Origin of the sequence: Mycobacterium sp. 852002-51163_SCH5372311 (genome assembly GCF_001667115.1) — a bacterium.
Classification (GTDB): Bacteria; Actinomycetota; Actinomycetes; order Mycobacteriales; family Mycobacteriaceae; genus Mycobacterium.
Window position 1 is genome coordinate 1 of record NZ_LZIJ01000143.1, and the last position, 22,925, is coordinate 22,925.

Here is a 22,925-nt window from a genome sequence, read left to right on the forward strand (position 1 = left end):
TGACGAGGCCTCCACCGCCTTGGCGCACTTGTTGGCGCGACAGGGTGCGGCCCCGGGTGAATGTGTGGCGCTGCTGTCGTCGCGGTCACTCGAGGCGATCGTGGCGATCGTGGCGGTGCTCAAAACCGGGGCAGCCTATCTGCCGATCGACCCGGCACTGCCCGCGGCCCGCGTCGAGTTCATGGTCGCTGATGCGTCGCCGGTGGCCGCGATCACCACCGCGGAGCTGCGCTCGCGGCTGGACGAGTGTGACGTTCTGGTCATCGATGTCGACGATCCTGTTGACAGTCAGCCGTCCGTGGTGTTGACGGCGCCGGAGCCGGAGGATGTCGCGTACCTCATCTACACCTCCGGTACCACCGGTGTGCCCAAGGGCGTTGCGGTGGCCCACCGAAATGTCACACAGCTGCTGACGGCGATCGGTGCCGACGTGCCGACGGGGCCGGGAAGCGCGTGGTCGCAGTGGCATTCCCTGGCGTTCGATGTCTCCGTGTACGAGATCTTTGGAGCGCTATTGCACGGCGGGCGGCTGGTGGTGGTGCCCGAAGAGGTGGCCGCCTCGCCGGAAGATTTCCACACCTTGCTGGTCGGCGAAGGTGTGAGCGTCTTGAGCCAAACTCCTTCAGCGGTGGCTGTGCTGCCACACCAGGGGCTGGAGGCGGTGGCGTTGATGGTGGCCGGTGAGGCGTGTCCGGTGGAGTTGGTGCAGCGGTGGGCGCCGGGGCGGGTGTTGATCAACGCGTACGGCCCGACCGAGGCGACGGTGTATGCGGCGATGACCGGACCGCTCAGCGTGGAGTCGGCGGAGAAAGCGACCGTGCCGATCGGCGCGCCGGTGCCCGGGGCGGCGCTGTTCGTGCTGGATGCGGGATTGCGCCGGGTGGCCGCCGGGGTGGTCGGTGAGTTGTATGTGGCCGGTGCCGGCGTGGCCTATGGATATGTGGGTCGGGCGGGCTTGACCGCGTCGCGGTTTGTCGCCTGCCCGTTCGCCGAACCCGACGGTGCCGGTCAACGGATGTATCGCACAGGCGATCTGGTGCGCTGGGGTGCCGATGGGCAGCTGGTCTATCTGGGTCGCGCCGATGATCAGGTCAAGATCCGCGGATACCGCATCGAGCTGGGGGAGGTCCAGGCGGCACTGGCCGCGCTGGACGGCGTTCAGCAGGCGGCGGTGATCGCCCGCGAAGACCGCCCCGGCGACAAGCGACTGGTGGGTTATGTGACGGGGACCGCAGATGCAGTCGAGATCCGCGCCGCGCTGGCCGAGCGGTTGCCCGCCTATATGGTGCCGGCCGCGGTGGTGGTGCTCGACGCACTGCCGCTGACCGTCAACGGCAAACTCGACAGACGCGCCTTGCCCGCACCCGAGTACGGCGACGTCGATCACTACCGCGCCCCTTCCAATGCGGCGGAAGAGCTCTTGGCCGACATGTATGCCCAGGTGCTGGGGCTCCAACGGATCGGGGTCGACGACTCGTTCTTCGATCTGGGCGGGGATTCGTTGCTCGCGATGCGTCTGGTCGCCGCCGTCAACGCGTCGCTGGACGCCCGACTCGAGGTCCAGGCTTTGTTCGAGGCGCCCACCGTAGCCCAGTTGGCGTGCCGGATGGGTGCCGGTGGGGACGGGGTCGCGCCGTTGGTTGCGGTGCCGCGGCCGGCAGTGGTGCCGTTGTCGTTTGCCCAGAACCGGTTGTGGGTCATCGATCAGTTGCAGGGCCCGTCGCCGGTGTACAACATGGCGGTGGCGTTGCGGCTGGGCGGGCGCCTGGATGCCGATGCCTTAGGTCTGGCGCTGGCCGATGTGGTGGGCCGCCATGAAAGCCTGCGCACCCTGTACCCGGCGCAGGACGGGACACCCCAGCAGCTGGTAGTGCCGGTCGAGCGGGCCGACTTCGGGTGGCAGGTCAACGATGCCACCGACTGGCCGGAAACCCGGTTGCCGGACGCCATCGGCGCCGCGGCGCGCGAACCGTTTGACCTGACGTCGGAAATCCCTTTGCGGGCACAGCTTTTCCGTGTTGGCGACGAGGAGCATGTGCTGGTGGCCGTGGTGCACCATATCGCCGCCGACGGCTGGTCGATCGGGCTGCTGGTGCGTGATCTGGGGGTGGCGTATGCGGCCCGGTGTGACGGACAGGCGCCGCCTTGGGCGCCATTGCCGGTGCAGTACGTCGACTACACGCTGTGGCAGCGCGCACAATTCGGTGTCCTCGACGACGAGGACAGCCGCATCGTCGCTCAGTTGGCCTACTGGCAGCAGGCCCTGGCCGGGATCCCCGAGCGCATTGAACTGCCCACCGATCGGCCCTATCCGCCGGTGGCCGATTACCGCGGCGACAAGGTCTCGGTGGATTGGCCGGCGCAGCTGCAGCAGCGGGTGGCTCGGATGGCCCGCGAGCACAAGGTGACCAGCTTCATGGTCATGCAGGCCGCGCTGGCGGTGCTGTTGTCGAAGATCAGTTCCAGTTCCGATGTGGCGGTGGGCTTCCCGATCGCCGGGCGGCGCGATCCCGCGCTCGATGAACTGGTGGGCTGCTTCATCAATACCTTGGTGCTGCGGGTAGATATGACCGGTGACCCGACGGCGGCCGACGTATTGGCCCAGGTTCGGCAACGCAGCCTGGCCGCCTACGAGCATCAGGATGTGCCGTTCGAGGTACTGGTCGAGCGGCTCAACCCCGCCCGCAGCCTGAATCACCACCCGCTGGTCCAGGTGCTCTTGGCCTGGCAGAACTTCGCCGGCGACCTGGCCGGATCGGCGTTGGGCGACCTGCAGGTCACCCCGCTGCCGGCCGATACCCACACCGCCCGCATGGACCTGACGTTTTCCCTCGGTGAGCGCTGGACCGACGCCGGTGAAGCCGCCGGGATCGGTGGGGTGGTGGAGTTCCGCAGCGATGTATTCGACGCGGCCAGCATCCAAACGCTGATCGAGCGGTTGGGGCGCGTGCTGGTGGCGATGACCTCCGATCCGATGCAGCGGCTTTCCTCGATCGATGTGGTCGACGAGGGTGAGCATGCCCGGTTGGAAGCGTGGGGTAATCGGGCGGCGCTGACCCAGCCAGCGCCCTCGGCGCCGGTGGCTATTCCGGTGGCATTCGCCGCGCAGGTGGCCCGAAGTCCGGAGGCTGCGGCGATCACCTTCCAAGGCCGCTCATTGACGTACGCCGAACTCGACGAGTCGTCGAATCGGTTGGCGCACTTGCTAATCGAGCAGGGCGTTGGTCCGGGTGAACGGGTGGCGCTGTTGTTGTCGCGGTCAGCCGAGGCGATCGTGGCCATCCTGGCGGTGCTCAAAACCGGGGCGGCCTACGTGCCGATCGACCCGGCGCATCCCGACGCGCGGATCGAGTTCCTGCTCGGCGACGCCGCACCCGTCGCCGCGATCACCTCGTCGGAACTGTGCGCGCGGCTGGATGGGCATGGCCTGTCGGTCATCGATATAGGCGACCCCGCTGTCGACGGTCAACCCGACACAGCACCGCCGGCGCCCACGGCCGACGACGTCGCCTACCTCATCTACACCTCCGGCACCACCGGTGTCCCCAAAGGGGTGGCCATCACGCACCACAACGTCACCCAGTTGCTGGCGTCACTCGAAGCTGGAATGCAGTTGGCCGGACAGGTGTGGTCGCAGTGGCATTCGCTGGCCTTCGACGTCTCGGTGTGCGAGATATGGGGGGCGCTGCTGCACGGCGGACGTCTGGTGGTGGTGCCCGAGTCGGTGGCCCGGTCCCCGCAAGACTTTCACTCCTTGCTGGTCGCGGAACAGGTCAGCGTGTTGAGTCAGACGCCCTCGGCGTTCTATGCGTTGCAAACCGCCGACTCGCTCGCACCTGAGCTGGGTGCTCAGCTCAAGTTGCAGGCGGTGCTGTTCGCCGGAGAAGCCCTGGAGCCCCAGCGGCTGAGGACCTGGCTGGATCATCACCCTGGACCGCCGCGGCTGCTCAATCTGTACGGCACCACCGAGACGACCGTGCATGCCTCGCTGCGGCAGATCGTGGCAAACGATGCCGACAGCGTGGCCAGCCCGATCGGGGTGCCGTTGGCCCGGCTCGGGTTCTTTGTGCTGGATCGCTGGTTGCGTCCGGTGCCGGCCGGGGTGGCCGGCGAGCTGTATGTTGCCGGCGCCGGGGTCGGCTTGGGATATGTGGGCCGTGCGGGATTGAGCGCGTCGCGTTTTGTGGCGTCCCCGTTCGCGGGGGCGGGAAGCCGCATGTATCGCACCGGAGATGTGGTGCGTTGGGGTGCTGACGGGCAACTGCGGTATGTGGGCCGCGCGGATGAGCAGGTCAAGATCCGCGGGTATCGCATCGAGCTCGGTGAAGTCCAGGCCGCGCTGGCCGGGCTGGACGGGGTTCAGCAGGCGGTGGTGATCGCACGTGAAGACCGCCCCGGCGACAAACGCCTGGTCGGGTACATCACCGGCACAGCGGAGCCGGCGGTCGCGCGCGCGGAGCTGGCCGAGCGGCTGCCGACCTACATGGTGCCGGTCGCGGTGGTCGTCATCGACGCGCTGCCGCTGACGGCCAATGGCAAACTCGATAGGCGCGCGCTGCCGGCGCCGGAATATACCGATGGCGACCGCTACCGCGCCCCGACCACCCGGACCGAAGAGATACTGGCCGGCATCTACGCCCAAGTGCTCGGGCTAGAACGGGTCGGAGTCGATGAGTCGTTCTTCGAACTGGGCGGCGACAGCATCTTGTCGATGCAGGTGGTGGCGCGGGCTCGGGCGGCGGGCCTGCTGTGCCGGCCGCGGGACATTTTCGTCGAGCAGACCGTGGCCCGGCTGGCCCGGGTCGTCCGGGTGGCCGATGGCGCCAGCGGCGTGGTCGACGAGGGTGTCGGGCCGATTGTCGCGACCCCGCTCATGCGCTGGCTGGCGGGCGTCGACGGGCCGGTGGAGCAGTTCAACCAGACGGTGCTGGTGCAGACCCCGCCGGGGGTGACCGAGGCCGACGTGGTGGTGGTGCTGCAGGCGCTGCTGGACCGCCATGCCATGTTGCGGCTGCGCGCCGAGCACCGCGCCCAGGCTTGGTCGCTACGGGTGCCAGAGCCTGGTTCGGTAAACGCGCGCACGTGCCTCCGGGCGGTGGACGCACTGTCGCCGGAGGAACTGGTAGCAGCGCGGTCCCGGTTGCACCCGGCTGCCGGGGTGATGGTGAGTGCGCTGTGGGTCGGGTCGACGGGCCAGTTGGCATTGCTGATTCATCATCTGGCGGTCGACGGGGTCTCCTGGCGGATCTTGCTCGAAGACCTCAATATCGCCTGGGTTCAGCATCGGGACGGGCAGCCGATCGCCCTGCCGACGGGCGGGACGTCGTTTGCCCGGTGGTCCGCGCTGCTGGCGGAGCACGCTTATCAGCCGGAGATCGTGGAGCTGGCCGAGGCGTGGCGTCAGGTGGCAGCTCCGGCGGTGTTGCCCGCGGTGCAGCCCGGTGTCGATACGTTTGCCACGGCCGGTCAGTTGTCGGTGTCGCTGGATACCGATACGACGCGCATACTGCTTGGCGAAGTGCCCACGGCGTTTCACGCCGGGGTACACGAGATGCTGTTGATCGCGTTCGGGCTGGCGGTCGCCGAGTTCGCGGGCAGCGGGCGAGCGCCGATCGGCATCGACGTGGAAGGCCACGGACGCCACGAGGAATTGGCCGCCGACGTGGACCTGACCCGCACCGTCGGGTGGTTTACCACCTTGTATCCGGTTTCGCTGACGGTGGGCGGGCTGCCCTGGGTGCAAGTGACGAAGGGCGAGGCCGCGCTGGGGGCGCTGCTCAAGGACGCCAAGGAGCAGTTGCGCGCCCTACCGGATCCGCTCAGTTACGGGCTGCTGCGGTATCTGAACGCCGACGTCGAGCTGGACGGCCCGGAGCCGGTCATCGGGTTCAACTATCTGGGCCGGCTGGGCGCGCGAGCCGAGGCTCCCGGCGATGCCTGGCGGCTGTCGCAGGAAGGCGGGCCGGTCACCCGAACTGCCACCGCCATCCAGATGCCACTGGCACGCACGGTGGAGCTCAATGCCAGCACGGTGGACACCGATACCGGCCCGCGACTCTATGCCACCTGGTCGTGGGCGCCGTCGGCGATGGACCGTACGCAAGTTAGTCGGCTGAGCCAGTTGTGGTTCGAGGCCCTGTCCGGGATCTGCGCGCATGTGCGCCACGGTGGCGGTGGGTGGACGCCGTCGGATGTGGCCCCGGCCCGGTTGACCCAGCAGCAGCTCGATGAGCTAGTGGACCACTACCGCCTCGCTGACGTGTTGCCGCTGACCCCGCTGCAGCAGGGCCTGCTGTTCCATGCGGGGGCGGGGCGCGGCCCCGGTGACGATGTGTACGCGGTGCAACTGGATTTCACCGTGGTCGGTGCGCTTGACGAGCGTCGGCTGCGCGAGGCCATGCAGACCGTGGTGACCCGCCATCCCAACCTGGCGGCCCGATTCTGTACCCAGTTCGGTGAGCCGGTGCAGGTGATTCCCGCTGACCCGGTGGCGCCGTGGAGATATGTGGAGCTGCAGCCCAACGGCGTGAGTGTTGAGGACCAGGTCCAAGAGGTGTGCACCGCTGAGCGCGCCGCGGTCTGCGACCTGGCCGAGCAGTCGGCGTTTCGGGCGGCGTTGATCCGGACCGCGGCAGACCGGTACCGGTTCGTGCTGACCAACCACCACATCGTGATCGATGGCTGGTCGCTGCCGATCCTGCTACAGGAGATCTTTGCCAGCTACTACGGGCAGCGGCTTCCTGCCGCCGCGCCGTATCGCAGCTATGTCACTTGGCTGGCCGGGCGGGATCGCGCTGCCGCACACGCCGCCTGGCGTGAGGCACTGGCCGGTTTCGATTTTCCGACACTGGTTGGCCCGCCCGGCCGGTCGGGGCAGGGGCGGCGAGGCGTTGCCTGGTTCCGGGTGCCTGAGGAAACCACCCGAGCGGTAAGCGAGTTGGCTCGCGCCCAGCACACCACCGTCAACATCGTGCTGCAGGCGGGCTGGGCGCAAATCTTGATGTGGCTGACCGGCCAGCACGATGTTGCCTTCGGTACCGCGGTCTCCGGGCGACCGACCGAGTTGCCCGGCGCGGATTCGATGGTGGGGTTGCTCATCAACACGGTGCCGGTCCGGGCACGCATCACGGCCGCCGACACCGTCGCAGGACTGCTGAATCAGCTGCAAGAGGCCCACAACCACACACTCGAGCATCAGCACCTGTCGCTCGCCGAAATCCACCGCCTCACCGATCAGGACCAGTTGTTCGACACGATGCTGGTCTACGAGAACTACCCGGTCGACACCGCCGCATTGACCGCCGACCATGAGCTGGCCATCACCGACGTGACCACTCGCGAAGCCAACCACTACCCGCTGGGCGTGGCGGCCGTACCTGGTGACGAATTGGGTCTTCGCGTCGAATACGACGCCGATGTCTTCGACGCGGCGGGCATCGACGCGCTGTTCGCGCGGTTGGAAAAGTTGCTGGTCGCGATGAGCGCCGATCCCGCCCGCCGGCTCTCCTCGATTGATCTGCTCGACGCCGGTGAGAAGGCCCGCCTGGCTGCTTGGGGTAACGGGGCGGTATTGAACGAGCCTGTGCCGGCCTCCGCCTCCGTATCGATCCCCATGGTGTTCGCGGCGCAGGTAGCGCGAACCCCGGAGGCGATGGCACTGACGTGCGAGGGCCGCTCCCTGACGTACCGGGAGGTCGACGAGGCTGCGAACCGATTGGGCCACCTGTTGGCAGACCACGGTGTAGGCGCCGGAGACGTCGTGGCGCTGTTGTTGCCTCGGTCGGCGGAGGCGATCGTGGCGATCATGGCGGTGCTCAAGACCGGTGCGGCCTATCTGCCGATCGATCCCGTGCTGCCGGCGGCCCGGGTCGAGTTCATGCTGGCCGATACCGCACCTGTCGCCGCGATCACCAACGCCGATCTGCGGACGCGGCTGGACGGGTATGACCTGTCGGTCATGACTACCGAAGACGACCGCATCCCCGGCTATTCGTGCACCGACTTGCCGGCGCCACACCCCGGCGACGTCGCTTACCTCATGTACACCTCGGGCACTACCGGTGCCCCGAAAGGCGTTGCCGTCAGCCACCACAACGCGATCCAGGTGCTGAAAGCATTTGTGGGGTGTCTGCCGACGACGGGTGCCTGGGCGCAAGGCCATTCCCTGGCATTCGATATGTCAGTGTCCGAGATTTTCGGCGCGCTGTTGCATGGTGGGCGGGTGGTGGTGGCGCCTGAGCACGTGGTGCGCTCGCCGGAAGCCTTCCAGGCTTTGCTGATCGCTGAACACGTCGACGTGCTCACCGAGACCCCTTCCGCCCTGGCGGCGCTTTCCCTCGAGGGTTTGGATGCGATGGCGTTGCTGGTCGCCGGCGAGGCCTGCCCTGCTGAGGTGGTGGATCGGTGGGCGCCGGGGCGGCGGATGCTCAACGCGTACGGCCCGACCGAGACGGCGATGTGTGTATCCATCAGCGCGCCGCTGTGCGCCGGCTCAGCGGTGAACGGGCCAGTGCCGATCGGCGCACCGGTGCCGGAAGCGGCATTGTTCGTGCTGGACGCGTGGCTGCGCCCGGTTCCCCCGGGTGTGGTGGGGGAGCTGTACGTGGCTGGCGCCGGCGTGGCGTACGGGTACCTGGGCCGCGCTGGTTTGACCGCGTCGCGGTTTGTGGCGTGTCCTTTCGGCGGGGCGGAGGCACCGGGAACACGCATGTATCGCACCGGGGATCTGGTCTGCTGGGGCGCTGACGAGCAACTGCAGTACTTCGGGCGTGCTGACGAGCAGGTCAAAATCCGCGGATACCGCATCGAGCTGGGCGACGTTCAGGCGGCGTTGGCCGGCGTGGACGGAGTGGGTCAGGCAGTGGTGATCGCCCGCGAGGACCGTCCCGGTGACAAACGGCTGGTGGGATACATCACCGGCAATGCCGACCCGTCCGCCGTGCGCGCGGAGATGGCCGAACAATTGCCGCCCTATATGGTGCCGTCCGCAGTGGTGGTGGTGAGGGCTCTGCCCTTGACATCCAACGGCAAACTCGACAAGCGCGCCTTGCCGGCGCCCGAATACGTCGACTCCGGCCGCTATCGTGCCCCGGCTGACGCAACCGAGGCCACCCTGGCCGGCATCTTCGCCCAAGTCCTCGGGCTCGACCGGGTGGGGGTGGAGGACTCGTTTTTCGACCTGGGTGGGGATTCGCTGCTCGCGATGAGGGCGATCGCCGCGGTGAACAAGACTTTCGGTGCCCACCTTGCAGTGCGCACCTTGTTGGATGCGCCGTCGGTCAGAAGCCTGAGCCAGGAGCTGAGCAACGATGGTAGCGCGGCGGAACTGGTTCCCATCGAGATCCTCAAGCAGGGAACGGGTGTCCCGCTGTGCTGTGTCCATGAAGGTCTCGGTCTTAGTTATGCATATCGGGCGCTGGGCGATTACGTGGATTGTCCGATCATTGGAATCAACCAGATCCCGCAAGACGGCGAAACCGGACGGCAATCGATTCCTGAAATGGCCAAAGATTATGCCGATCGGCTCCAGACGCTCTACCCCGTCGGGCCCTACAAGCTCCTGGGCTGGTCTTTCGGCGGGCCAGTAGCGCACGAACTGGCCATCGAACTTCGACGGCGGGGATGTGCAGTCGAACGTCTTGTTCTGTTGGACCCGGTGCTAAATGCCAACGGCGCCAACACAAGCGAGACAGCAGACAACGATGGTCAGGGCGAGAGCCGTATCCTGGAACTCACCTTGCGGACCAATGGCATCGAGATTCCTCAACAGGCAGAGCCGATTACCTACGAGATGGCCGAGGAATTGATCCGCCGGCAGGGAAAAATTGTGGAATTTATTCTTCCGCCCAGACAGGTCTTCGAGTTCGTGGTGGAAAATTATAATTCGAACGGGTCACATCTGCGAGAACATATGCCTGGCGTATTCGATGGTGACATGATCATATTCTCCGCGCGCAGTGAAAACGGGAACAATTCATCCCATCCGCGTAATTGGGAACCTTATGTGGCCGGTGACATTACGGTCTACCCGGTGGACTGCGGACACGATGACATGATGGCCGCCGAAGCGCTCGCCATGTACGGGGAACAGCTCAAACTCGCGGTAGAACCCTGAGCTGACGCAGTCAGTCGATCTGCCCGGTCAGGTTGAAATCGTCGAGGGTGCGCGCCGCGATTTCCCGCATCGCTGGCTTGGTGTTCTCCGCGCCTGGCTGGTAAGCACCGACGCTGATGACAATTCTGTCGGGCAGACGCCAAGACTGCACAGTCATCAGTCCGCCCAAGCGGTCAAGCCACTGTCGCGTCAGTTGTTGAAAAGCCAGCCGTCCGGTCACGTATTCGGCGTCGGTACCATCCAGGCGGCACACGACGGCGCCGAATTCGCCGAGATTGGAGCAAAGCACGGGCAGGTCTTCGCCGAGCACCGTAGCGTCCACCTCTCCAAGCCGTTTCAAAACGCGTTTGGGTACGAACGGGATCAGCGGAGCGAGTAGCGCTGCTTCGTTGGGTGTTTCCGGCAACGTCTGCAGCGCTTGTTTGATGTCGGCGCGGAGTTCCCGCAGATCCGTTGTCACTTGCGTCGTGTCGACGCTGACGCGCACAAACGACACCGCGTTCGCGCGCGTATCGCCCTCGCTGCGGGTGCTCATCGGGAGTTGCAATGTCACGGCACCGTCGCCGGCACGTCGGCGGCCGATGTGCTCCCCGAATTTCGCAACGAACCCGGCGACCAGGGTCTTACTCGTTCCCCCGAGCGCCTGCGCGCGGGCGTCCCAGTCATTCAGATCCACCAAAACGGTCACGTTGGGAACGACGATAAAGTCGTCTGCGGCCTTGTCAGTGTCGCCTTCCGTGCGGGCGCGGGGTCGCGCTTTTCGGGATTGGCCAAGCTCCTGCCGATGCTCACGAGCCTGTTTTGCGGCCGCGGCAACCGCCCGGGCAACCTCAGGCGCTTGTACCGCCGTTTGGCGGGCATCCTCAACCACTGCGCGCCATCGGGTGCGCGAATGTGGCGGGGGATAGCCAAGATCGCGCTCGGTGCCCATGATCGCGTCGAGTATCGATAGGACGAGTCCCAGACCGTCGAGCACGTAGTGCGAAATCACCAGGCTGAACGCGGTCGAACCGTCGGTTAGCGGAAGCACGCCGAGATGCCAGCTGGGCCCCCATTCCGGGTCGACAGGCAATTGGGTGCGTTCGTCCGCCCAGTCGCTGAGTTCGGCGCGTGGACGCGCGGATTCGGCGAAGTCGATGTCCGACGGTCCCCGATCCAGGACCCATCGATACCGCGCGAACGGCAACGGCGAACGTTCGACGCGCCGCCCCAACAATCCGTAGCCGAGATTGCGGTGAAACCGCCTGAGCCCGTCGAGATCAATGGGGTGCTCGTAAACCCCCACGACCTGCATGACTTGTTTTGGTCCGGTGACGCGCTGCCCCGTGAACAAGGCTTGGTCCACGTAGGTGAGCAGATTGTCCGGCCGCGTATCGCCGTTAGCTGCCCGGCTGTTCAAAGATGCTCGTGCGGAGAGTATCCGGGCCGGCACTGATCAGCCTTCCCCGAAACGGTCGTTTGAGGGTTGCGCATGCGCATCGAACGTCAATGTAGCCGTGGGCATGTAGCGATTATTCATTCTGTCGGTCAACTCAGAAGGCTTTTCGGTGTTTACCCGGCGCTGATGACGGCGGCATATCGTGTGTGGGCGCCATCCTTTCGCACAGCAGTCCGGCCAGACCGCGGATCGTGCCCATGTCGGCGAGATCGGCGAAAGTGATGCGTATGCCGGTTTCGGTCTCGATGCGGGTACAGAGTTCGTGAGCGCCCAGTGAGTCCATGCCGTATTCAGACAGCGGCCGATCGGGATCGATGTTGCGGCGCAGGATTTGGGTGACCTGGTCAGAGACCAGTCGCCGCAGCCGAATGGACCACTCGTCGACCGGTAACTCGTCAAGTTCGGCGCGGAGTTTCCTGACGCCGGTTGCGGTTTGGCTGGTGGAGCGAAACGCTTCGGCGAAGGGACTGCCGTGGGTGAATGCGGTCAACCACGTCGTGGCGGTGATCGGCGCGTACCCGGTGTGGGCGCGGTCGTGGCGCAGCAGCATCTCGAATGCGTAGGCGCCCTCGTCGGGAGTGATGGTGATGCCGGCGCTGTCGGCTGCGGTGGTGGGCGCACTCTGAGCCCAGGGGGCCCAGGCAATCGCGGTGGTGGGCAGACCCTGCGCCCGACGCCACCGGGTGAAGGCGTCGAGCCAGCTGTCGGCCGCTGCGGAGGCGCTTTGGCCAGGGGCGCCCAGCATCGAGGCCGCCGAGGAGAACGAGCAGAACCAGTCCAGCGGGTGCCCCGCGGTGGCCTCATGCAGGTGCCAGGCACCGTAAACCCTTGGCGCCCAGGTCCGCTCGATGAGCTCGTCGGTGATTCCGGTGAGTGCGGCGTCCTCGTCAACCGCCGCGGCATGCAGCACGCCCCGCAAGGCAAGCCCGGTGGCCGTCGCTGCGGCGACCAACCGTTCGGCCGTAGCTGCTTCCGAGATATCGCCGCACTCCACTACCACGTCGGCGCCGCCCGCGCGGATGCTCTCGATCCTCGCGAGGGATTCGGAAGTCGGCTGCGAACGGGAACACAGCACGATACGCCCGCAGCCGGCAGCAGCCATCCGCTCGACTAAAGACATCTCGACGCCATCTGGACGGCCCGTGACGATGTAGCCGCCGTTGTTGCGAAACACTCGGGCCTGATCGGGGGGCACCCGCACCTGGCTGGTGCCGGTGCGCGCGATGTCAAGCACGAGCTTGCCGGTGTGCCGGGCATTGCTCATCAGCTCCAGTGCGGTGCAGGCCTCGGTCAGCGGGTAGTGCCTGCACCTCGGCAACGGCAGGACGCCATCGGCGGTGAGCTGGTACACGGTGCTCAACAACCGGTGCAGCCGGCTCGGGTGGCTACGCGCCAGCCCCTCTAGATCAAGGGCATACAACGTGAGGTTGCGCCGGAACGACGACAGCCCAATCCGGGTGTCGCCGTGGATGTCACCTTTGCCGATATCGACGAATCGTCCACCGTGCGCCAGCAATTCGACCCCCGCGCGCTGGGCGGCGCCGGTGGCCGAGTTGAGCACGATGTCTACGCCATAGCCGGCGGTGTCGCGGCGGACCAGGTCAGCGAATTCGATGCTTCTCGAGTTGTAAACGTACTCAATGCCCATATCGCGCAGTAATTGTCGACGCTGCTCGCTGCCGGCGGTGGCGAAGATCTGAGCTCCCGCAGCGCGGGCGATGGCGATGGCCGCCTGCCCCACGCCGCCGGTCGCCGAATGAATCAATACCTTCTCGCCACTTTCGATGCGGGCCAGGTCGTGCAGTCCATACCAGGCGGTAGCGGCGGCCGTGGTCACCCCTGCCGCCTGCTCCTCAGACAGCCCGCCCGGCAACGGGACCGCCAGACGCGCATCACAGGTCACAAACGTGCCCCACGACCCGCCGGGGCACAGACCGCCCACATGATCGCCCACCCGGGGACCTGCCACGCCGGGGCCGACGGCGGTCACCACCCCGGCGAAGTCGCCGCCCAACTGCGCCGCGCCGCCGTAGCGGCCCAACGCGACAAGCGCGTCGGGGAAATTGACACCGGAGGCGCTGACGGCGACCTCGATCTGTCCTGGTCTCGGCGGAATCCGTTCGCACGCAACGAGTTCCACAGTTTGCAGATCCCCCGGGGTGCCGATCTGCAGACGCATCCCGTCGCGCTCATGGTCGACAACGGTGATGCGTCTCTCCTCGGGCCGCAGTGGGCTGGTGACCAACCTGGCCGTATACCACTTGCCGTCTCGCCATGCGGTCTCGTCTTCCGCCGACCCGCCCCGCAGTTGGGATGCGAGTTGCTCGGCGTCGATGTCGCTGTCCAGATCGATTTGAGTGGCACGCAAGTGCTGGTGCTCAGCGCCGACCACCCGGACCAAACCCCTGAGCCCGGCTTGTTCCAGGCTGGGTGCATCGCCGACAAGCACGCCGTGCGCGGTGCGGGTCACCACGTACAGGCGAGGCCAGTCGCCCGGAAGCTCAGACAATTCGCGGGTAATGCGCATCAGATGCTGCACATGCTCGCGGGCCGCCGTTGGGATCTGCTCAACGGCGTCACACCTTTCCGGGGCCATCAAAACCACCACACCGGTAAAACCACTGCCGAGTAGATGATTTCGAAGCTGTTGGCTGTTCGAGGTGTGGTCGGCGTGCGGCGGCCAGCACATGGTGGTGCATTGCGCGCCATGATTTTTCAGTGCGTCCATCAAAGTAGTAGCGAGCACGTCGGCGATGGCGGTAGTGCTGATGAGCAGCCAGTTTCCGGGGTCGGCGTATTCCAGCCCGGGCAATGCTCGTTGCTGCCATTCGATCGCCAACAGCCGCTGAGCCAGCACCCGATCCTTCGTCTGCTCCTCAGAGACGCCGGTGCCCAACTGAAGCCCTTGCACGGCGAGCAGGACTGCCCCGTTGTCGTCGAGAACTTCGAGATCGGCCTCGATGCGGGAGGTGTCGACTTTCGTCACTCGTGTGTAGCAGTAGTGGGCGTTGCGAGCCGAGTCGTAGGCGCGTAGCCGCCGGATGCCCAGCGGGAAGGCCGGGGCATTCCCGTCCAGCGACTCAACTTCCGGATGAATAGCAACGGTTTGAAAACATACGTCCAGCAGCACCGGATGTACGTCGAAAATATCTTGCTGCGAACGGATTTCGCGAGGCAGCGCGACCTCCGCCAGCACCGTGCCGGTTGCATCGTCGCGGGTGTGCACCGTGCCGAGACCGCTGAACGCCGAGCCATCTTGCGCACCACGGTCTTCCAGGCGCTTCCTCACCTCGGCGCCATCCTGGTCACGTGGATGCACGCCAAGGAGCGCGGCCATGTCGTGCGCAGGTGGCTGCTCGTCGTCCGCAGTGTGAAGGACTGCAGTAGCTCGCCGAAGTTGTTCGTCACGGCCATTTGTCGCAACGGTGAAGTCGAACACGCCCGGCGATGTGGCAGTGGCCTCCGCGCCGACGGTGGTCTGCTGCTCGAGCAGCAGGGTTTCCCCGAAGCGGATGTCGCGGACTTCGAAAGCCTCGTCCAGCACAGCGCGTGCGGCCGCGATCGCCATCTCGCAGTAGGCCGCCACCGGAAGCGTTGCCACACCGCGGATTTGGTGATCGCTCAACCAGGGCTGGGCGGCGGTTCCAATCTGTCCTTGCCATACGTGATGCTCCGGCTCCTCGTGCAAGCGCACGTGCTGGCCGAGCAGCGGATGGACGGAGACGGCGTATCCGCCGTGTGTGGTGGAGGATTCTCGACCCTCGCGGTCCAGCCACAGCCGACGGTGCGTCCATGTCGGCAGTGGCGCGTCCACCAGCCGTCCGTTCGGATAGAGCACCGAGAAGTCGACCGCGGCGCCGGAACTGTGCAGATCCTTTACAAAACCACGCAGCCCGTGCGGCAGTTCCTCCCCGCGGCGCATGCTGGCCAGGGCGGCGACCGGCATGTCGAGGCTACGGGCGTTTTGCACCAGAGCGCGATTGAGCAGAGGGTGCGGCGCAAGCTCGGCGAAAACCCGATAGCCGTCCTGCATGGCCGCCTGGACCGCCGCGGCGAGCCGCACCGTGCGCCGCAAATTGTCCACCCAGTAGCGGGCACCGCATATCGGTTGCTCACGGGGGTCGAAGAGGCTCGTCGAGTAGAACGTCACGTCCGGTGTCCTCGGGGTGACGTCCGCCAACGCCTCCGACAGTTCGTCCAGGACCGGCTGGACCTGCGGACTATGCCATGCCAGGTCCGCAATCACCTGTCGCGCCAGCACTTTTCGCGCCTGCCATGCGTCCAGCAGTTCGCGTACCGTGTGGTCGGGGCCGCCGATCACCGTCGACTCGGGTGACGCCACCACTGACATCGCGATGCCTTTGATCCCGCGGGCCATCAATTCGGAAAGCACTTGCTGGGCGGGCATTACGACCAATGCCATCGCCCCGGACCCGGCGATGCTGGACATCAGCCGCGAGCTGCGGCAGATCACGCGCACCCCGTCTTCCAGCGACAGCGCCCCCGCGACCACCGCCGCCGCGACCTCGCCCAGCGACTGCCCGATTATCGCGCCCGGGCGAACTCCGTAAGACTTCATGGTGGCCGCCAACGCAACCTGCATGGCGAACAACGTCGGCTGGACCCTGTCGACACCGGTCACTACCTCGGGCACCGTCATTGCCTCGGTGACCGAAAATCCTGACTCCCGGGCGATCAGCGGCTCGGCCTGGGCGACCGTCGCGGCAAACACCGGCTCGGTGGCGAGCAGACCCGCTCCCATGGCCGGCCACTGTGATCCTTGGCCTGGGAACACCCAAACCGGACCACGATCGTCGCGTCCGGCCGCGGCCTGATACGAGGTGTCACCGTGGGCGACGTCACGCAAACGTGCTATCAGGTCGTCCGTGTTGCCGGCGAGAACCGTGGTGCGCACCGGCCGGTGTCCGCGACGGCGTGCCAGGGTATAAGCCAGGTCCGGCAGTGCGATGTCGTCATGTGCTTGTACCCAGTCGGCCATGCGTTCGGCGGTGCGGCGCAGTTCTCCGGCCGAGGTGGACGACAGTGCAAAAAGCAGCGGCGCCTGATCGGCCGTGGTTTCGTCTTCGCGCTCGGTATCGGGCGCCTCGGGAGCTTGCTCCAAGACTGCGTGAGCATTTGTTCCGGAAAATCCGTAGGCCGAAACAGCCGCTCTTCGCGGTTGGCGGTCGTTGCTCTGCCACGGTGTATTTTCCTGCGGTACAAAAAGATTGGTCTTGATTCGGGCAAGCTCGTCGGGCAGGCCGGAAAAGTGCAGATTCTTGGGGACCACGCCGTGTCGCAGCACCAGGACCGTCTTGATCAAGCCCAACGTTCCCGAACTCGACTGGCTGTGTCCGAGATTCGGCTTGGTCGAGCTGACCGCGCAGGGGTTCCGAATACCGTAAACCTCAGCCAGGCTGGCGAATTCGATCGGATCACCCACCGGCGTGCCGGCACCGTGGGCTTCCACCATGCCGACCGTCTCCGAGTCCACCCCCGCAGCGGCCAACGCGGCCCGGTATGCAGCGACTTGTGCCGATCCCGACGGGGCGGAGGTGCTCGCCGCGCGGCCACCGTTGTTGACGGCGGTGCCGCGTATTACAGCCAAGATCCGGTCACCGTCGCTCAGCGCATCCGATAGCCGCTTGAGGAGCACCATCGCGCAACCGTCGCCCGACGCAAACCCGTCCGCGGCCGTGTCGAACGCATGGCAGTGCCCGGTCGGAGACAGCATGCCGCCGGCCGAATCCGCGGCGTATCTCCGTGGGTCCAGCGTGATTGAAACGCCGCCGGCCAGCGCCAGGTCGCACTCGCCTTCGTGCAGGCTGCGGCATGCCATGTGCACAGTGACGAGGCCAGACGAACATGCGGTATCCACTGAAATCGCCTGACCGCGCAGGTCCATGGCCTGAGCGATCCGCCCGGAAGCCATGCTGTGACTGTTACCCAGGAATCCGTATCCGCCCTCCAGGGCGTGGGTGTCGGCAGCTATCAAAAGGTAGTCGTCATGGGTCAAACCCACGTATACGCCGGTCCGCGAACCAGCCAGATTTGCCGGGTCGAGGCCTGCGTGTTCGACTGCCTCCCAAGAGGTTTCCAGCAACAACCGGTGCTGTGGGTCGAGTGCGGTCGCCTCCTGCTCCTCGATCCCGAAGAATTCCGGGTCGAATCCGGCAACGTCGTCCAGAAACGAGCCCCACTTCGACACCGACCGACCCGGCACACCGGACTCGGGGTCGTAGTATTCGTCGGCGTCCCATCGGTCCGCAGGGATCTCGGTGATCAGGTCGTCGCCGCGCAGCAGCGTTTCCCACAATTGTTCCGGCGAGTCGATTCCGCCGGGAAGTCGGCACGCCATACCGATGACGGCGATCGGAGTGACAGGTGCAGCGGCGGGCGAAGAATCCGGTGAAGTTGGGGGATGCGGACCATCATCGATCTCTCGAGATGGAACCATTCCGCCTCCTCATAGCAATGACTACCTGGCATTATCCACTGCCCGACTCAAGACGCGGCGGCCTTCGGCTGCCCGGTCGCTACATCACACTCGGTTGATGTCCTCGGCAAGCTCGCGGCCTGGAAGCAGGGGGAGGGTATTACGCGTGGTGGGAGGGCTTAGGGAAAACTGATCGGGTTGTTACCCAATCGTGATGTGTTCAAACAGCAGTGCCCAGCGCCGGGTAAGCCCGCAGGGTTGGGGCGAATCACCCGGATGCGACTTTTCCCAAAACTCCGGACAGGCGCTGACGGCCTCCAGTACGGTTGACCACGGTTTCACTGGTCCCACTAGACGTCTGGAGAAGTTGTGAGTGTCAATCCGTTCGACGACGACAGTGGCAGGTTCTTCGTCTTGATCAACGACGAAGAGCAACACAGCCTGTGGCCGACCTTCGCCGATGTTCCCGCCGGTTGGCGGGTGGTTTTCGGCGAAGCCGACCGTGCCGCCTGTCTGGAATACATCGAACAGAACTGGCCCGATATTCGCCCAAAGAGTCTGCGCGACAGGCTGGCAGCGGACCGGGCATCTGATTAGCGAGTCGGAAGCCGTACTGCCGATGCTCCAAGTTATCGGCGGTCCGGCGTATCTAACCGGCGGACTCTAGCCTTCGCCAAACGTTGCCTTCTCAATACCTCTGCTGCGCAAGAGGTTCTGCCATCGCGATTTAGAGGCCTGTCAATGTGCCGCGGCACCCTCATTCACGACGGCCTCGAAGCGCTTTTCCCAGCGAAGGTAGCTACCGAAGCTGCCGAGTACAAAGGGCGAGAGCGCGATCACCCAAGTCGCCGCAGCGTTCAGCAGATTCGCCGGGAAGCGCATCGGCCGCATGATATCGACAAACAAAATCGCCCGTAGCCCGTCCGTCCGGTTCCAAGCCTCGTGCTCGAAGGTGTCGTCGAAAATCATCACCTGGCCCTCTTGCCAATGACGGGTCTGCGACCCGACTCGGATGGCACACATCTCGGCCGGCTCGGGAACGAGCACCCCGAGGTGAAGGCGCAGCACGCCCTTGTAGGCGCCATGATGGGGCGGCAGGTGCTTGCCGGGCGCGAGGATCGAGAAGAACGCCGTCTTCATGCCCGGCATCTTCTTGAGGAGCTTGGCTGTTTCCGGACAGCGGCGGCAATTCGCCGCCGCCTTGATCCCGTAGGCGTAGAAGAAAAAAGTCTTCCAGCCATCGTCTTGGGTGAGGCCAATCTGGTCCTTTGAGATGTCCTGGAAGTTCGGCAAGTCCGCCGCATACGGCAGAAGCGCATCCAGCTCGGCACGGACCTTGCGCCAATCAGCCTCCACCGTCTCAACCCAGGGAAAGTCCTTGTTGTCGAAGAACTCGTGGTCGCCGAACGTCGAGGATCGGCTGTAGAGGCGGTAGAGCGCGCCGAAAATGATCATGGCAAGACGTGTGAATGTCCGCGCGAAGAACCCTTGCGTCTGGTCCATGCAGCCCCTTTCGCCGAGGCCGAAGTTTACACTGTGCGTTCCTACGATCCAGCGTTTCCGGGAAACCCCGGCCCGCATGGGTAGGGCGGCGTAAAGGGCTTAAGTCAAGAACCTAACCGAGTTCCGCACTCAGCAGATCGATGGACTTGCTCCAGCGGGATGGACAATCGCCCCACGTCAAGCGCGGCAGACCCGTCGGGGAACGCTGGGCGGTGGCTATCAGATTGGGTAGCGCATGGCCACGCTCAAAAGCCATGCGCCTAACCGCAATTGACACACCATCACCGGCTCCGGATGGATACCTCTCAGCCCAATGTGTCACGGACTGCGATTGGAACGACATCCCGCACGGAGCCTTGAAGATCTGATTGACATTCGGGGTCAGTCAATTCACGCGTAGTATGCTTCGGCGTCGATGGTCTCGGTTCGATGGTTTGCGGCGGATCAGGGCTCGCGGTGAGCCACAAATGATTTGGCTACTTGGCGGAGGCCAGGTGTGGCGCCGGGCAATGGGCTCGCAGTCTGGCCGCGGCACCTGTTTCGCACTTTTCCAAGCTCTCACGGGACGTCACGGTCGTGGACACGGTCTAAGGGGCGAAAGAGCTGACCCGCAGACAGGCTTGTTCGACACCGACAGGCCTACAGTGAGCAGTCGCAGCCTGTCCACGCTTTTGACGCCGTACGCCACGACGATTCGTTAGTCGATCTGGCCAGTGAGGCCGAACTCGGCCAGCGTCTGCGCAGCCAAGTCACGCAACCTGGCCTTTGTGTTCTCTGCGCCCGCTTGGTAGGCGAGGACGGTCATTGCAATCTTGCCGCCGATGCGCCAAGACTGCAGTCTCATTTGGCCGCCTGTTTGCTCAAGCCACTGTCGCGTTACGCCTTGTCCAATTGCCCGTGCGGTGTTGTACTCGGCGTCGGTGCCGTCGAGGCGGCGCAGCACCGCGCCAACGTCGCCGAAGTTCGAACAAAACACGGGAAGGTCGGTGTCGCCGATCGCAGTGACATCTGCCAGCCATTTCGACGCCCGCTTGGGCGCGAACTGGTTCAGCCAAAGGAGCGGCGACGACGCATCTGAAGTCTCCCGCACGGCGCCTAGCGCCTCCTTGACAGCCGCGCGGACGTCATGCAGATCAGTCGTCACCCGGGTGGGGTCGACGCTGACATACGCGAACGACATTGCGTTTCCACGCGTGTCGCCCTCGGCGCGGTCGCTGAACGGGAGTTGCAAGGTGATGGTGCCATCGCTGGCGCGTTTACGTCCCATGCGCTCCCCAAGTTTCGCAGCCAACCCGGCGGCCAGCGCATTACTCGTTCCGCCAAGGGCATTCGCGCGCGCATCCCAATCATCAAGGTCGACGTGGATAGTGATTGACGGCACGATCACGGCCTCATCACCGTTCCGTCCACCTAGTGCGACCGGTCGGGATGCCGGTGATCGGGCGATGTCGTGTCGGTAACGACGGGCCTCTTTTGCCGCCGCGACAAGTTCGCGGCGGTGATGATTGGCCAGTTTTGCCACCGTGGCAAGCGCCCGGGCGGCCTCAGGTACCTCCCGCGCTGTTTGCCGGGCATCCTGTGCCAGCGCACGCAGTCGCGTGCGTGAATTCGGCGGCGGGAGGCCGAGATTGCGCGTGGTGCCCAGCATCGCTTCGGCCATGACAAGCGCGAGCCCGATTCCGTCGATGAGGAAGTGGGAAACGACCAGGGTCACCGCGGTCGAGCCATCAGTTAGGGGAAGGACGCCGAGATGCCAACCGGGACCCGATTCCGGATCAGTCGGGATCTGTGAGCGTTCATCAGCCCAGTCGCTGAGCTCAGCGCGTGGACGTGCGGACTCAGCGATATCGATGCCCAACGGATTCTGATCCGACACCCACCGATGCCGGGCGAACGGTAGCGGCGACCGCTCGATGCGCCGTGCCAGCATCTCATTCTGAGCGAGATTGTGGTGAAAACGCCTGAGCCCGTCGAAATCAAGAGGGTGCTCATAAAGCCATATGATCTGCATGACTTGTTTCTGGCCGGTGGTGCGCTGACCCTTAAAGAAGGCCTGGTCCAGCAACGCGAGCCGATTGTCCGGTCGCGCATCGCCGGTGTGCGTGCGGGTGCCGACGGAGTTACGTACAGGGCGCATCCCAACTGCCACTAATCAACCTCCGCACTTATCGATTCACATGTGAAGCGCTGCGGAGCGGACGCTTTGTCAAGCAGGGCGACGGTGCCCGCGACAGCGGGACCCTTGATCGGGTGGAACAGATTCATGACCTGAGATTAGCCGATTCGCTGGTCGGGTTTTGCCAAGTATGTGAGCCCAGACCCTGGTCGGGGTCTATGACGTCGAAAGCCGAGAGCTGCATCGGTGTCGATTCGTTGGGGTGAGGGAGCGGTGAAATCGACGCCGGTGTCTGGTGATTCCGGTGGCGTTCGAGAATTCTGCGACCACTCCGACAGGATGCTCTTCGGCCACCCCTCCGACGCTTGGAATTGTGCGGACGAAAGTTTGGAATTCCGCGCAGGAAGTTGATGCGCACGGTCGGGCTCACCACTAAGGTGATGCTGACGTCGCTGCTATTTCTCGGCGAAAGGACACCGCCTGTGCAGTTTCTAGACCGCGTGATTCAACATCCGATCATATGGAACCTCGGCTACAAGACCCAAAAAAGTAGTTATCGCGCCCTCACTCGCCGATTCGGCGCCGACGATGTGGTGTTCCTCAACTATGGCTACGAGGAAGATCCGCCGATGGCAATCGAGCTGGACGCCGCCGACGAACGTGACCGGTTTCCCATCCAGCTCTACCACCGCACCGCAACCCAGGCGGGTGATCTGAGCGGCATGGAAGTGCTCGAGGTCGGGTGCGGCCACGGCGGCGGCGCGTCATATCTGACACGCGCCCTGCACCCGGCGCATTACACGGCACTGGACTTGAACCCGACTGGAATCGAGTTCTGTCGCCAGCGCCACCGCCTGCCGAACTTGGAGTTCGTCGTCGGAGACGCCCAAAACCTGCCCTTTCCTGACCAGTCGTTCGACGCGCTGATCAATGTCGAATCCTCAATCCACTATCCGGACTTTCGCCGTTTCCTTGCCGAAGCGGCGCGAGTGCTGCGTCCGGGCGGACATTTGCTGTACACCGATGGCCGCTTTGCATCGCATGTTCCCGACTGGGAGGCTGCGCTCGCGGGCGCGCCGATGCGAATGATTTCGCACAGGGACATCAGGCCGGAGATCGTGCGCGGCATGGAACGAAATTCGCAGCGCTGGCAGGAAGTGATCGATCGCCACAATTCCAAGATGTTGCGGGCTACTTGTCAGTTCCTGCAGGGCTCGAAGGTCTATCGAGAGTTGCAAGGCGGGGGATTCTCTTACGCCATGTACTGCTTCGTCAAAGAATAGCTTGCAGTAGTTCGTGGCGGTGTCGGCCGACAGCA

Annotated in this window: 7 protein-coding genes; 3 read left to right on the forward strand and 4 right to left on the reverse strand. The window is 65.0% G+C overall.

Annotated elements, in window-relative coordinates; translation table 11 throughout:
- On the forward strand, positions 1–10,114 hold a 10,114-nt coding region (locus A5791_RS16545; protein WP_067239019.1), incomplete at its 5' end, for a non-ribosomal peptide synthetase.
- A 10-nt stretch (positions 10,115–10,124) separates the two neighbouring features.
- Here A5791_RS16545 and A5791_RS16550 read toward each other — a convergent pair.
- Positions 10,125–11,546 carry a hypothetical protein gene (locus A5791_RS16550; protein ID WP_067239023.1) on the reverse strand — a complete coding sequence of 474 codons (1,422 nt, stop codon included), beginning with the start codon at positions 11,544–11,546 and terminating at the stop codon, positions 10,125–10,127.
- Between the two features lie 100 nt (positions 11,547–11,646).
- Positions 11,647–18,009, reverse strand: coding sequence for a type I polyketide synthase (gene pks2 / locus A5791_RS16555; RefSeq protein WP_067239027.1), 6,363 nt, complete (start codon positions 18,007–18,009; stop codon positions 11,647–11,649).
- A 348-nt stretch (positions 18,010–18,357) separates the two neighbouring features.
- Here pks2 and A5791_RS16560 point away from each other — a divergent pair, with 348 nt between their 5' ends.
- On the forward strand, positions 18,358–18,585 hold the full coding sequence (locus tag A5791_RS16560; RefSeq protein ID WP_067239033.1) for an MbtH family protein: 228 nt from the start codon (positions 18,358–18,360) through the stop codon (positions 18,583–18,585).
- A 141-nt stretch (positions 18,586–18,726) separates the two neighbouring features.
- Here the strand turns inward: A5791_RS16560 and A5791_RS16565 are convergent, their stop codons facing one another.
- The gene (locus tag A5791_RS16565) at positions 18,727–19,491 is read right to left on the reverse strand and encodes an aspartyl/asparaginyl beta-hydroxylase domain-containing protein (RefSeq protein ID WP_197504709.1); all 765 of its coding nucleotides are present in this window, start codon (positions 19,489–19,491) and stop codon (positions 18,727–18,729) included.
- Between the two features lie 697 nt (positions 19,492–20,188).
- Positions 20,189–21,628, reverse strand: a complete 1,440-nt coding sequence (locus A5791_RS16570; protein ID WP_067239038.1) for a wax ester/triacylglycerol synthase domain-containing protein — start codon at positions 21,626–21,628, stop codon at positions 20,189–20,191.
- A 389-nt stretch (positions 21,629–22,017) separates the two neighbouring features.
- On the opposite strand from A5791_RS16570, the gene A5791_RS16575 reads away from it, so the two are divergent.
- Positions 22,018–22,890: a phthiotriol/phenolphthiotriol dimycocerosates methyltransferase gene (locus tag A5791_RS16575; protein ID WP_231995930.1), complete on the forward strand. Its 873-nt coding sequence runs from the start codon at positions 22,018–22,020 to the stop codon at positions 22,888–22,890.
- The last annotated feature ends 35 nt before the right edge of the window (positions 22,891–22,925 follow it).

Excerpts from the sequence above, each read along its gene's own strand:
- pks2 (WP_067239027.1), bottom strand. The coding sequence starts at position 18,009 with ATGGTTCCATCTCGAGAGATCGATGATGGTCCGCATCCCCCAACTTCA.
- A5791_RS16575 (WP_231995930.1), top strand. The coding sequence starts at position 22,018 with ATGCGCACGGTCGGGCTCACCACTAAGGTGATGCTGACGTCGCTGCTA.
- A5791_RS16565 (WP_197504709.1), bottom strand. The coding sequence starts at position 19,491 with ATGGACCAGACGCAAGGGTTCTTCGCGCGGACATTCACACGTCTTGCC.
- A5791_RS16570 (WP_067239038.1), bottom strand. The coding sequence starts at position 21,628 with ATGCGCCCTGTACGTAACTCCGTCGGCACCCGCACGCACACCGGCGAT.